Raw genomic sequence first — 12,301 nt, forward strand, 5'->3', positions numbered from 1 at the left:
TATCTATCCTTCAGCATCGGTGGCACAGCCAGGCTTGTGTAAGTAATTTAAGCTATAAAAATTATAAGGTTGAGTATCTTTAGATGTTATCCAAGAATATTTGGTCAATACAACTCATTATATTTCTAGATGTTAATGTCATTTTGGCAGTTACTAGTCGTCACCAGTTCACGCAAAGCGGCTTAAGGCCAACGCTCATCACGCAGGTAACGCGTACAACCAATCTTGGCACTTGGGGCACTGCTTGGTCCCGTACCAGTGATGATTGCACCAGCAGCACTTCCAGCGTCGTTTGAGGGTATTACAGGAAAGCCGACGGGGTTTGATTATCCCCCACTCAGTTTGTTGGGCATTTTCACCGGCCTTAGATTTCTGACGGTCATTTGCAGAACTGAAACAACAGGTAGTCAACCGCTTTACACCGTCCAAACTGCCAGGTGTATGAACAAAACTTTTCACACCGGTAAGCTCATCAATAACAACGCTTATTTTCAGTCTGCAATATTCACAAAACAGAATATCGTAATCTTCCTGCGCTGCGGTTAAGGGGGTAACCCATTCTCCGTGGCGCGTGATGGCGTGTGGCGCAAATACAAATTCAGACATGATGAACTCCGGCATTGAATGAAAAATGCCCACGAGAACCGCAGGCATCATGTTGGTCTGTAGAGGTATTACGAAGATTGAGCACGCTTCCTGCCGGGCCTGCCAGTTTTGTTGAGGGTTTTCACTTCACCTCTGCCAAAAGTTCTTACGTTGCCGGGTAACGCCAGTCGTGCAAAGGTATCTATCTTTGTCAGATATCCCACGGCACGCTGTAGTCCTTCCTGCTTATCGATATCGTCATGTTTCACCATTCCTATACCTGGCTTCACATAACGTTCAGGCTGTGCATTACAGTTGAAGTACGTGCCTTTGCCTTCTGTAATAACCGACGTCCAATACTCACCAAACTGTTTACAGATACGGATATCTTGGCGAGCTTTATTACCATCGAGGAAGAACAGGGTGTGATAATGGAAACCTCTGTCTGACCCATATTCCAGTTTCCATACCATTCCCAGTACATGTTTGAATAGTCGCTTTCTTTTCATATTGCGAAGCAACTGCTGACGTTGTTGCTTTGCTATTTCTGGCGTAATACTGCCTGAATGTATTTTTGCCCATGACAGGTCCAGACGAATAACCAGCAACCGTGCATGTTGATTAAAAAGATGCTGAATATAATTCGTTACCCCCTTCAGATTCTTAATTGAATTTCTCTGGTATTTCCTGAGGTCTTGCCTGAAAGCAGACTTACTCTCTTCATCACGATATTCGGTTACCAGCTTATTCAGCATGATAGCGGTATTAGTCGTATCTGAATTGATCATCACGCCATTGTAAACTCTGCAATAAAAATCATAGCGTTTACGTACTTGTTGGAAACAGGTAATTAATGGATGAAGCTTACGAAACTGCAGGAACGTATCCGGTATCTGGTCAAGCAGACGCATGACATCCAATACATCGATAGCATGATGGGTTTGTTTATAATTCGAGTTATTAAGCAATATTTTAAAGGGCAATGTCTTTTTACGTATTATCGTTTTTAGTAACGTATATACGTGATGGAGCTTTTCAATGTTAATACTGTTATCTGTTAAGGATACTACCGTTGAGTTGTTTTCATTATGGAACTCAGAGCAGTTTAGGAATATATCTTTTGATTTACTCATGCTTTTTATATCCGTGATATAGCCACAATACACCTGGGTGATTGTGGTAAGGATTATACGTATTTATACACACTTGCATCTTTATATTGTTTTTCTGGTAATTTAACTGAACGGTTAAGTAACGATTGAACTAATGGGTTAATCACTATTACTACTATGAAATAAATAGTGATAACAATAGTAATGTGTAATCATAATCCTACTATGATGTCAATTATGAACAATGATAACACCAATAAAATAAGAGCCTCAATTGAAATAAGGTATTTATCCCGGAAGATAAAGGCTTGAGAGACTAAAAGGTATGTATAAAGTTAGTGACTATTACTGCAGGATGTAAAGAGTAATTTTATTCAACACGGGATTCGTTAATTCTTTCTTTAAACCAGTTTACTACTTCACTTTCCAGCCACCGAGAACTACGCCCCATTTTAATAGGTGCAGGGAACTTACCATCCTGGATAAGTTTATAAAACCATTTATCAGTCATACCAGTGAAGTTGACGATAAAAGCCATGTCGACCATTTTGTCGTTATAAATATCAATCATGTTCATGAGAGGTCCCGGTGTAATTCAGGAGGACGCCGACGGCATCCTTTCATGTCATGGGTTGAATATGTTTGGTTTTACATAATCTCATTAAGTGTGGCTAGCTTATAGACTGCACATATGAATCGAATTGAAGGAGCGTAGAAGAATTTCATTAAACACTGAAATTATGAATTCATAAAATAGCTGATAAGCCAGAAGAAACAGGTCACTCAATGATATCAAGCACTACAATTTAGCCTATAAAAACACTAAAAAATTGACTACTTAATTAACTAGCTATTACACTAAATTTTTAGTGTAAAGAGCAATCCGGATAGTGAAGGTAGATAGATATGACTCAGTCAATTCATAGTGCGAGAATTAATAACAAAAGAGATCTTAGATTATTTCTCTGGTATTTATCCGATAAAGACAAAGCTATAATCTTCAATATACTTTCCGATCTTAAGGGGGTTTATGATGTTAATGATGTGTTCGGGCAGGATTTTGAACTTGCGGAAAATGCAATTAATCAGGCATTAATAACCATAAAGGACAAATCAGTAAAAGCAATTTACACCGTTTTATTTGATATCTTCAAAAATCTTAAAGTGCCAGAAAGTGAATTTTCATGGATTAAAAAATGTCCAGACGCATGTTACTTTGCATGGGTCTATATAAAAACCATACCTCATGAACAAAATTCATTATTACTCCCTGATATAAATATTGTTTCTAAATTAAGACCTGGCACATACTTAGAAGATCACGATTTTATTTACAGCAAACTTCAACTTACTCAATACCCAGTTAATAACAAAGAGCGCACACAAGCTGTTATAGATTTTTTTGACAGAGTACCTACTAATTTACGCGCAAAACTTGATTTTATGAAATTAATCCGGCTGGAATGGGAGCGACGCTATACTTTAAACGTTAACTTTCCGTTATCAACAAAAGAGAAGAAAAAATGTGAATGGGCATGGAATTATATACAGAAGGACAGGAGCAGGCTGAATACAAAACAAAAAAGAACATTGGATGGCACTCCATCCGCAATATATAATTCACCGCCCACTCATCATGGCGAATTATTGTCTATTTTTAGACCATCAGGGTCTTATGAAAAATACATGGCCATAAAATTCATGTATATCTTTAATTATGTAGCAGATGATTTTTTTATTAAGCGATTCAAAAAAGCATGGGAGGTCCATAAGAGCAGGAAACTCATCAGTATCAATAAAAAGAAAATTACTCCAAAAATATTAAGCTCTACTGATTTACATGATATTCCTGATGTGCTTGATCATATTAATGAAAGTGCTTCTACCGATTCTACAGTTAGAGAAAATGAAATTGTAATTAGAAGTAAAGTTTCCAAACGTAAGAGGAAAAAGAAGAAGGGAAAATAATACTATTTTGTATATCTATTTTTCTTTGTGCTATGAATTTTTAATAAAGCGAACTCAGTTTTTTTCAGTTCTATATCACTTAGGTGATGCTATCTGAGTAATTTATTAGCCAGATATTTGTAACTCATTGATCTAACACACCGATCGAAACACCACGCATAAATAGGTAATACCTATCAATTATTACAAGTCGATCGTTATAATCAATAGGTTATGACGATCGGTTTCAGCTTATTGATCTGCACTAACGATTATCCCATCTCCCGAAAAATGAATACGATTGCACAGAAGCATTCTCTGTATCTATCAAAAGAATATTCTGATTTTCATTACATTAGGCCATCGAGCCTATCGACAACATGCCCCCATTAAACGGGGTTTAAGGAGACTCAATGACTAAAACTATACGTGCAGGACTGCTACTTGCAGGAATGACGCTCTTTAGCGCAACAACACAAGCCGTCGTCGGGGAGCAGCAGTGGGGGAAATGGTACGGCAATATCGATGTCATGGAGTTTGCGTTGAACACGAACAATAAAGCAGGAGAAACCCTGACGCTGCGTTGCAGTGATAGTCAATTGGCAGTGACTTATGAAGATACGAAAGGACATTACCGTGTCAATAGCGAAGGCCTTAATGATGTCCAATTGCTAATAGGCAAGAAGGCGTACAGCCTGAACAGTTCAGCCTTTTCCGCACTCAAATACAGCAGTGCAAAAGACAATATCACTTTCTCCTCGCGTCAGAGTGGGGAATCAGCCCCCTTCAGTGCTCAGGGCCTGAAAGAGGCTCTGCAGGACATCACCTGGCAGGATTGCACCAGCCATTAATTAATTGAAAGGATATCTCATGCGTAGATTCATTATGTTATCACTCAGCAGCGTAACGTTGCTTATTCCCGCCGTATCTTCAGCGCTGGATGTCTATGGAGAAATTCATCCTGAACGCTATACCTTTTTTCTCAATGATAAAGGCGGTGACAATTTAAAGCGTTTAAATAATAAGATGGTCAGCGCTATTGGCAAGGTTCGTCCTGGTAATATGCATGATGCCCTGAACATGAGTAATTTGCAGAAAGAAGGATATGACTCGGTCGGAATTGCATCTTTTGTCCCTGAGAGTATCCAGAAATCGACGGTACGTGACGACGATCAACCTGTAAAAGCAGTGACTTGCCTGATGTCCACTGTCACGGTCCCACACGCTAGCCGTCATATCACAATGGAAAGAACCTGGTGCAAGGATGAAGTGGGTGCAGAATACATTGGCTTCAACGGGTGGCCGTTGCGCAGTGCAATAGCCAAGTCTTGCCGTGTGGGTGACAATGATTGCCCTGTCTATCTGACTCTGCAGAACGACGATCCCACTGTGCGGGATGATTCTGTTAATTTCGTTCCAGTACATCCGCTAAAACCACAAGCTCTTCCCGAACCGGCACCAAAGGAAACTGATCCGGCAATTGTGAGCAAAGTCGTTGCCGACCTGAAAGCCAATGGCTGCGCAATCATCAACAAATATAAGCAATCTCCCCCTCAGTGTGGCTCAGTGATTGAAGTGGTTACAGGGAAAGGCATGGATCGCGACGGCGTCAGGTCTTACGAAATTGATTATGCGGAAGCAGGTACTGGCTGGCGAGTGCAATGGCCTGTCAAGCTGACTTATCGCGGTACGACTTTAATTCGTTTTAAAGATGGCGATAGTTTTGATGCCGTGGACATTGAGGATCCCACTAATAATCAGCCTTCTATCACATCGACACAAAGCAGTGACTGGAAAATGGCCCGCAATGAAAGCTCAATAATATTCACGACAGAAAATGAATCGGGTAAACAGCTTGAACTGGCCTGTGGTGAAAATGGTGATTTTGCAGTCCGATACGGAACAGAAGGTCACTGGACGTCTTCAGGTCCTATGTCACAGCTGACCCTGAAGGTCGGAGCAGATGAATTTAGCCCGGACCAGACATTCTTTGAATCACTCAGCCACCTTCCACCCAGCAGTAAAATCGTTGTATTACAAATGGGTCATGAATACGGGAGTTTTTCCAGTCATGGCTTATCTGAACTGTTAAAGGGGATCTCCTGGAAACAATGCCTCAATCCGCAGAGCAGTATATAGAAAGGAACTCTTTATGCCGAAAGACACCTGCAAACCTGAAATGCCGGATGTTACCTGGCCTGTTGTGTTGATCGTTACAGGGGTCACTTTAATGCGCAGCGACTCTATAACAATCAAAAGTATGGGGGCAGCGCTCACGACGTTACACCTAATCCGGATTGTCAAAAAACTTGCCACGCTTACCTGAACACCCGACCTGCTGGCCTGGAGGATAATAGTCATATGCCTGAAAATACCAAAGGGAAACTCGGCAGGCTGAAAGATAAATTAAGCTTTGCCCGAAAGACGTCTCCTGTCGATATACCAATTGAAACAGTTGAAGAGCCTGAACTGGACAGCTCTGTTGAACCGTCAGTTTCTCGCTTATCAAAATATAAACCGTTGCTTGAAAATATCGTTATCAATGGGCTGTTGAATATCGCTGAAGATAAATTAAACGACGATATTTTTGTTGAATCTGTCTTCACCAAAGCCTATGAGCTTTTACCCGCACCGGTGAGAATGGTGGTGAAGCGGGAATGGTGTTTGAGCTACCTGCAGTCGCGTAAGACACCGCTTCTGGTGAAACTGCAGCTTTATCGGGATGAAAGAAGCCGGGCTGAAGAGCCCGCAGCTTTGCCTGATAAGGAGCACATTGCCCAACCGATTTTACCTCCCGCGATACCGTAAACAATTTTGTCATTCAATCAGGGCTACCTCGGGGTGGCCTTTTTTATGCCCACTTTTTGTTAAGGAATTAATCATGACCCGTTTAGCGTCCCGCTTTGGCCGGGTGAACTCCGTTCGCCGCGACCGCCCCTTGACCCATGATGAACTGGCCTACTATGTACCCAGTGTATTTGGCGAAGACAAGCATGCCTCCCGCAGTGCGCGCTATACCTATATTCCCACTATTACCTTGTTGGATAAATTGCGCGAAGAAGGGTTTGTGCCGTTCTTTGCCTGCCAGACCCGGGTACGAGACCTGGATAAACGTGAGCATACCAAGCATATGGTGCGGTTACGCCGAACAGGGCAAATCACGCAGAGAGAAGTGCAGGAGATTGTTCTGCTCAACAGCCATGATGGCTCCAGTAGTTATCAAATGCTGCCGGGTATGTTTCGTGAAATTTGTAGCAACGGTCTGGTTTGTGGTCAGAGTTTTGGCGAAATTCGTGTACCGCATAAAGGGGATGTGGTGGAAAAGGTGATTGAAGGGGCCTACGAAGTACTGGGGATATTTGACCAGATAGAAGAAAGTCGTGAAAGTATGCAGTCATTGACGCTGTCCGCGGAGCACCAACATGCACTGGCCCACGCCGCACTGACCTATCGTTACGGTGAGGAGCACCATCCAGTCACGGAGTCCCAAATCCTGATGCCTCGTCGCTGGGAAGATAAGAAAGATGACCTCTGGACAACATTTCAGCGTGTGCAGGAGAATCTGACCAAAGGCGGGCTATCGGGTAAGAGCACTGGAGGAAAACGTGCCCGGACCCGTGCTATCAGTGGTATTGATGGTGACATCAAACTCAATCGGGCACTGTGGGTCATGGCTGAACAACTTAAGCAAGCAGTGGCATGATGCAGCCTTACACCTCCAGTGACGATCGATTTCAACGATCGGTTTCGTGTTATTGATCTGCACAACCCATTATCTTTTCTCTTTACCCATCGATAAAATTGATAGGGTTACCTGTCAGCAAAAGGTTTTTAAAACAGCAGTCAGGCACAGACTTTATGCCAATATTCAGGGAAAACCACCGCCCGTTATCCCGACGATAACGGGTTTTTAATCTAAGAGGTCCTGCCTCTCCCCGCGTCCTATCTTCACTCACGACTTTAAATATTGAATCAAATTCTTAACTCATTAAATAAACAGGCTCCCCGGTATTCCCGGAGGGCCTGTTTTGCTATTTATCTTTATTAAAGAAGGACATTACTCATGAATATCCCAACGACAACTCAGATGGATACACTAACCGCCACGCCGGTTACCGACTCTCAGCGCATTCACTTCTGGCCAGACCATTTTGGTGAGATACCGCAATGGATTTTGATTGAACCACAGGTGTTTGGTTGGCTGGATCGATTGTGTGATGACTATCGCGGCGACTTCTGGGACTACTATACGCTCAGCGACGGCGGCGCATTTATGGTGCCGGGTACGGAGCAAGACTACGCGTTGTTTAACGGACTCAATGGCAACGGGGCCACCGTCAGTCGTGAAGCAGCCGGAATCATCGCCTGCCTGATGACCTACAGCCATTGTGCCTGCAGAACGGAAAGTGAGGCGATGACCGAACACTTCTACCGATTGCGCAAATATGCTTTACAACACCCTGAAAGCCAGGCCATTTTTGACTTGATTGACTGACAAGCAGGAGTTCCCCCATGCCACATCAGCCTATGCGTGCTTCACTCCCCACCTTGCCTTTTGCCCAGCAACAGATTATCAGCCAGGCACTGGCGATACTGGAAACCCAACTCCGACACCGGCCCTATACCTTGACCTCACCCGAGGCAGTGAAAGCCTGGCTGCAACTCCATCTTCGCCCTCAGGGGCGGGAGTGTTTTATGGTGCTTTTTTTGGACAACCGCCACCGCTTAATGGCCAGTGAAACCGTTTCTGTCGGCACCTTTAATGCCACCACAGTTTACCCCCGCGAAGTCGTTATTCGGGCACTGCACCACCGCTGTGCTGCCGTTGTCATCGCCCACAATCATCCGGCCGGAGACCCCACTCCTAGCCAGGCTGACCGTACACTGACTGCCCGGCTGGTTAATGCACTGAACATGGTCGACATCCGCGTACTGGACCACCTGATTATCGGTGAGAGCGAGCCGGTTTCGTTAGCCGAGTTGGGGTGGCTGCCATGTTAACGACTATCCAACAAACCCACATCCTGACCCTTCGCGGTCTGCAATGCAGTACCGCACATATCACCGAGGGTGACAATGCGCTGCTGTACCGGATATCCCATTGTCAGGTGGCATTCGGCGATGGCGAATGGATCCATTTTACCGGCACAGGCTACCTGATTCGACTTAATGCCTGGAACCACCCGGTATTGCGACTCAGACAGTTGGGCCTCTCCAAAGCCTGCCGCTGTCTGGTCATCACATTGATGAAACGTCATGGGCTAACCTACCTACATATTGATGCTCTGGGCAATGTGTTGCCCGGTTTCACCACATTCGACTGGTGATACCACCGCTCGTCTCCTGACGTAATCCCGCATTATCCACATTGAGAACATCCCCATGAAACCATGTCCCATCACATCGGGCGCATTACCCGTGCCTGTTATTTATCAGCGACTGCTCACTTTCCTGCTGGAGCACCACTACGGCCTGAGCCTCAACGATACGCCCTATCACGATGAACAGGTGATTGCACAGCAGATAGAACAAGAGATTTCCGTGGGTGACACCATAAACACACTGGTTGAGAAATATGCATTAGTGCGAATTGGTCGTAACGGGTTCAGCGCACTGGCGCAAGACCCGATGTTGAGCAAGGGCGATATCGTGCGGGCTCGCCAGGCTGCTGGCTTGTGGCGTGCACATTTCCCGCCCACCTTGCTGCACCCAACCGAACCCCTAAATCCTATTCCACAGAGACCGTTAACATGAATAACCACATTACTACTTCCCCAACATGGGGCCTGAAACGTGACATTACGCCACGTTTGGGAGCCAGGCTGGTACAGGAGGGAACACACCTGCACTTTCTGAGTGACAGAGCCAATATTGTCGGCACCTTTTCCCCTCAAGCCACTCAGGCTCTTGATGCGGTATTCCCCGCGCTGATAACCAAACTGGAATCGCAGCTGCTGTCCGGGGCGCTGGATCCACGCCGTCAGCAAGGCATTACGGTTCGGCATGGAGAATTTGTCTGTGAAGCGGATACGCTGGGCAGTCACGGTTATGTCTATATCGCGGTGTATCAGGAACTGTCTTGAACGGCAGGCACTGCCACCTGAAAAATCCCTCTTCCTCGACGCCAACAACAAGAGTTGGCGTTTTGCTTTTATGGAGTTCCTACGATGTCTACTTCACTCAGCGCAGTTATCGACGAGCCGCAGATTCTAACCGGCCACACCGATGTGATTTGCTCCACCAGCATTGAACGTATCATCACCGCACGTAATACCGCACTGGTGCAGATTGACGCGCTTATCCACCAGCTTGAGGATATTTCAGCCATTACCAGCAGCATCGGCGGTGGAATTGCAAAGGACTGGGCCATGCGGCAAGACTTCCGTACTGGCTGCTGGTTCATGGAGAAAGCAGAAACAGCCATGAAAGTGATTACCTGCAATCTCGATCGTGGTATATGGCGAGACCTGATGAAAAAATCAGGGATGCTGAGCCTGATGGATGCCCAAGCCCGTGACCAGTGGTACAGAAACCTTGAGGGAGATAATATTCCTGCCGTCAGCGAAGCCAACATACTCAGTACCTTTGAGCAACTTCACCAGCAGAAAGACGAGGTATTTGAACGCGGCGTCATCAATTTATTCAAAGGGTTGTCTTGGCACTATAAAACCAATAGCCCATGCCGATTTGGTAAAAAGCTGATCATCAGCAATCTGGTCAGTTGCAACCAATGGGGCTTTACCCTGAACCAGGGTTACCGGCGAGACCAGTTGGCGGATTTAGAGCGCATGTTGCACTTGCTGGACGGTAAAGCGATCCCAGACAACCGGGGCGATGTGACAAGCCGGTTGTCTGAGCATATTCACGCCAATTCGCACATGGCAAAGGACTATCAAGATGATTACTTTTTGATAAAGTACTTCATGAAAGGCTCTGCACATCTGACGTTTAGGAAGCCTGAGTTGATTGACAAGATGAATGGCATTATCGCCAAACACTATCCGGGGATGTTAGCAGAGAGGAGTTAATCCTTCAGACGATTACTTGTCGGTAAAAAATAGTATAATCTTGAGTCTTGGGCTCTTATCAACAATAGTTTGAAATAGCTCAATTTTTGTACGAAATGGTGTTTGTGGGTACAAGTGCGGGTACAAGCTCTTAGTGTTAAAAATAAATTACATTGATATCAGTGGGTTGTCTGATATTGGTGAGTCCGGCCTTCGCACCATTAGTATGAAAAACAAGTCACCGTAAGGTGGCTTTTTTTTTGCCTAAAATCCAGTCCCCGCAAGGCTTTCCCTCTCTTTTCAGTCAACCGACGTCAATCTGAGTTACCCCACATCAACCTGCGTGTGAGTATATATGTTGGTTCGATAACGTTTATATACTCACGGCGGCATATGGAAGGATTACCATCATGGCCCTGACTGATACTAAGGTGCGTTCGACAAAACCGTAAATGGTGGGCGCGGGGTGCCAAAAGCGAATGTTGCCGCTGAACTATCAAACTCATGAGCCATCTGTGAACCCTTTCACAACGTTGTCTTTCATTAACCGCTTATCCTTAAGGATAATTAGCTCATATTATTTCTGGACTTAAGCGATCGTGGATCTAAAAAAACTACAGTGTTTCATTCGGGTTGCGGAGCTGGGGAGTTTTACTCAGGCATCTCTCACGCTGGATCAGTCGCAGTCGGTAGTCAGCCGTCAGGTGCGCCAGTTGGAGATTGATCTCAATCAAACCCTATTACAGCGCAATGGTCGTGGCGTCACGCTAACCCCTGCGGGACGTCAATTGGTGGAGCACGGCAAGGGAATTTTGCGCCAAGTGGAGGTCGCTGAATTGGCCCTGCAAGGCGAATGTGGGATCCTCAAAGGAACCGTAACTGTCGGGATGACCCCGACGCTGGGCAAGTTGCTGACGGTGGATCTGGTGACCGCCTTCTTTGCGGAGTTTCCTGACTCTTCGTTGGCGATTACAGAAAACCTGACCTATTGGATACAAAAAAGACTGATACTGGGCGAGCTAGATATCGCCTTGTTGTATAACCCATTACCGAGCACCCACCTGAATTACCAACTGCTCTGGACGGAGAAACTGTGCCTTATTGCTCCGGCGTCTGCGACCATTGCCTGCGAAACAGTGATCCCTTTGCAGGATCTGGCTCGTTACCCGCTGATCATCCCCAGTCGCCAGCATATGCTGCGTAATCTGGTTGAGATTGAGTGCGCCCGACATAACGTAGCCCTGAATGTGGTCATGGAGATTGATGCCGTATCCTCCCTGCTGGCGCTGGTAGTAAAAGGCTTCGGCTATGCTATTTTACCGGCAAACGCGTTGGATGCCCCCTATCGTCCAGAAGGATTAGTGGCGATCCCAACGTCACCGCCCATTCTCAATCGGGTTGTATTGGCGACCTCAGCCCAACGCCAATTAACGCCCTTGGCACAGCGTACTATCGACATCCTCCACCAGAGCATTGGGGCTGAAGCACTCCCCTGATCCTCTCTCTTTTCTTCCACCATACTTCGCGCCATGTACTGAGTAGGGTCTCCTTTGCCATGCATTCAGCTATGCGAAAAATGCAAATCAGCTAGTACGCTTTGCGTCTTTTTCATTACTTCGGCGCTTGTTAACGTGTCCATATCAATAGAAA

The 12,301-nt window shown here is 45.5% G+C and carries 16 protein-coding genes; 13 read left to right on the forward strand and 3 right to left on the reverse strand.

Going from position 1 to position 12,301, the window contains the following annotated elements:
- Nucleotides 1–198 precede the first annotated feature (198 nt).
- From OP863_RS02720 to OP863_RS02730, 3 genes are all read right to left on the reverse strand, one after another.
- The gene (locus OP863_RS02720; protein ID WP_265525860.1) at nt 199–606 is read right to left on the reverse strand and encodes a hypothetical protein; all 408 of its coding nucleotides are present in this window, start codon (nt 604–606) and stop codon (nt 199–201) included.
- Between the two features lie 68 nt (nt 607–674).
- Entirely contained in the window at nt 675–1,718 is a 1,044-nt protein-coding gene (locus OP863_RS02725) for a YagK/YfjJ domain-containing protein (protein WP_265525861.1), read from the reverse strand.
- 349 nt (nt 1,719–2,067) lie between these two features.
- On the reverse strand, nt 2,068–2,274 hold the full coding sequence (locus OP863_RS02730; protein WP_207967640.1) for a helix-turn-helix transcriptional regulator: 207 nt from the start codon (nt 2,272–2,274) through the stop codon (nt 2,068–2,070).
- Nucleotides 2,275–2,603: 329 nt separating this feature from the next.
- Here OP863_RS02730 and OP863_RS02735 point away from each other — a divergent pair, with 329 nt between their 5' ends.
- The 13 genes from OP863_RS02735 to OP863_RS02795 all read left to right on the forward strand — a co-directional run bounded on the left by OP863_RS02735 (nt 2,604) and on the right by OP863_RS02795 (nt 12,147).
- Complete coding sequence (locus OP863_RS02735; RefSeq protein WP_050290234.1) at nt 2,604–3,665, forward strand: hypothetical protein; 1,062 nt, start codon at nt 2,604–2,606, stop codon at nt 3,663–3,665.
- Nucleotides 3,666–4,057: 392 nt separating this feature from the next.
- A complete protein-coding gene (locus tag OP863_RS02740) occupies nt 4,058–4,495 on the forward strand; it encodes a hypothetical protein (protein WP_145586855.1) in 438 nt (145 codons plus the stop codon).
- A gap of 19 nt (nt 4,496–4,514) precedes the next feature.
- Nucleotides 4,515–5,783: a hypothetical protein gene (locus OP863_RS02745; protein WP_265525862.1), complete on the forward strand. Its 1,269-nt coding sequence runs from the start codon at nt 4,515–4,517 to the stop codon at nt 5,781–5,783.
- Nucleotides 5,784–5,796: 13 nt separating this feature from the next.
- Nucleotides 5,797–5,970: a hypothetical protein gene (locus OP863_RS02750; protein ID WP_186370023.1), complete on the forward strand. Its 174-nt coding sequence runs from the start codon at nt 5,797–5,799 to the stop codon at nt 5,968–5,970.
- 35 nt (nt 5,971–6,005) lie between these two features.
- Nucleotides 6,006–6,452, forward strand: a complete 447-nt coding sequence (locus OP863_RS02755) for a hypothetical protein (RefSeq protein ID WP_265525863.1) — start codon at nt 6,006–6,008, stop codon at nt 6,450–6,452.
- 73 nt (nt 6,453–6,525) lie between these two features.
- Nucleotides 6,526–7,347 (forward strand): DUF932 domain-containing protein, encoded by an 822-nt coding sequence (locus OP863_RS02760; RefSeq protein ID WP_050079011.1) that lies wholly within the window; start codon nt 6,526–6,528, stop codon nt 7,345–7,347.
- 360 nt (nt 7,348–7,707) lie between these two features.
- Nucleotides 7,708–8,139: an antirestriction protein gene (locus OP863_RS02765; RefSeq protein ID WP_265525864.1), complete on the forward strand. Its 432-nt coding sequence runs from the start codon at nt 7,708–7,710 to the stop codon at nt 8,137–8,139.
- A gap of 32 nt (nt 8,140–8,171) precedes the next feature.
- Nucleotides 8,172–8,645, forward strand: coding sequence for a RadC family protein (gene radC / locus OP863_RS02770; protein WP_004722498.1), 474 nt, complete (start codon nt 8,172–8,174; stop codon nt 8,643–8,645).
- Entirely contained in the window at nt 8,639–8,971 is a 333-nt protein-coding gene (locus OP863_RS02775; protein WP_145495972.1) for a DUF5983 family protein, read from the forward strand. Before radC ends, OP863_RS02775 begins: the two co-directional genes overlap by 7 nt.
- Nucleotides 8,972–9,026: 55 nt before the next feature.
- Nucleotides 9,027–9,398 carry a TA system toxin CbtA family protein gene (locus OP863_RS02780; protein ID WP_265525865.1) on the forward strand — a complete coding sequence of 124 codons (372 nt, stop codon included), beginning with the start codon at nt 9,027–9,029 and terminating at the stop codon, nt 9,396–9,398.
- Complete coding sequence (locus tag OP863_RS02785; protein ID WP_145538123.1) at nt 9,395–9,727, forward strand: type IV toxin-antitoxin system YeeU family antitoxin; 333 nt, start codon at nt 9,395–9,397, stop codon at nt 9,725–9,727. The genes OP863_RS02780 and OP863_RS02785 overlap by 4 nt, the downstream gene beginning before the upstream one ends.
- 84 nt (nt 9,728–9,811) lie before the next feature.
- Complete coding sequence (locus OP863_RS02790; RefSeq protein ID WP_265525866.1) at nt 9,812–10,672, forward strand: DUF4942 domain-containing protein; 861 nt, start codon at nt 9,812–9,814, stop codon at nt 10,670–10,672.
- 578 nt (nt 10,673–11,250) lie between these two features.
- On the forward strand, nt 11,251–12,147 hold the full coding sequence (locus OP863_RS02795; RefSeq protein ID WP_145591788.1) for a LysR family transcriptional regulator: 897 nt from the start codon (nt 11,251–11,253) through the stop codon (nt 12,145–12,147).
- Nucleotides 12,148–12,301 lie beyond the last annotated feature (154 nt).

It is taken from the genome of Yersinia sp. SCPM-O-B-9106 (C-191) (genome assembly GCF_026183365.1).
Classification (GTDB): Bacteria; Pseudomonadota; Gammaproteobacteria; order Enterobacterales; family Enterobacteriaceae; genus Yersinia; species Yersinia rochesterensis.

Bases quoted from the DNA above. Each gene is read 5' to 3' on its own strand.
- OP863_RS02720 (WP_265525860.1), bottom strand. From the start codon at position 606: ATGTCTGAATTTGTATTTGCGCCACACGCCATCACGCGCCACGGAGAA.
- OP863_RS02725 (WP_265525861.1), bottom strand. From the start codon at position 1,718: ATGAGTAAATCAAAAGATATATTCCTAAACTGCTCTGAGTTCCATAAT.
- OP863_RS02730 (WP_207967640.1), bottom strand. From the start codon at position 2,274: ATGAACATGATTGATATTTATAACGACAAAATGGTCGACATGGCTTTT.
- OP863_RS02735 (WP_050290234.1), top strand. From the start codon at position 2,604: ATGACTCAGTCAATTCATAGTGCGAGAATTAATAACAAAAGAGATCTT.
- OP863_RS02740 (WP_145586855.1), top strand. From the start codon at position 4,058: ATGACTAAAACTATACGTGCAGGACTGCTACTTGCAGGAATGACGCTC.
- OP863_RS02745 (WP_265525862.1), top strand. From the start codon at position 4,515: ATGCGTAGATTCATTATGTTATCACTCAGCAGCGTAACGTTGCTTATT.
- OP863_RS02750 (WP_186370023.1), top strand. From the start codon at position 5,797: ATGCCGAAAGACACCTGCAAACCTGAAATGCCGGATGTTACCTGGCCT.
- OP863_RS02755 (WP_265525863.1), top strand. From the start codon at position 6,006: ATGCCTGAAAATACCAAAGGGAAACTCGGCAGGCTGAAAGATAAATTA.
- OP863_RS02760 (WP_050079011.1), top strand. From the start codon at position 6,526: ATGACCCGTTTAGCGTCCCGCTTTGGCCGGGTGAACTCCGTTCGCCGC.
- OP863_RS02765 (WP_265525864.1), top strand. From the start codon at position 7,708: ATGAATATCCCAACGACAACTCAGATGGATACACTAACCGCCACGCCG.
- radC (WP_004722498.1), top strand. From the start codon at position 8,172: ATGCGTGCTTCACTCCCCACCTTGCCTTTTGCCCAGCAACAGATTATC.
- OP863_RS02775 (WP_145495972.1), top strand. From the start codon at position 8,639: ATGTTAACGACTATCCAACAAACCCACATCCTGACCCTTCGCGGTCTG.
- OP863_RS02780 (WP_265525865.1), top strand. From the start codon at position 9,027: ATGAAACCATGTCCCATCACATCGGGCGCATTACCCGTGCCTGTTATT.
- OP863_RS02785 (WP_145538123.1), top strand. From the start codon at position 9,395: ATGAATAACCACATTACTACTTCCCCAACATGGGGCCTGAAACGTGAC.
- OP863_RS02790 (WP_265525866.1), top strand. From the start codon at position 9,812: ATGTCTACTTCACTCAGCGCAGTTATCGACGAGCCGCAGATTCTAACC.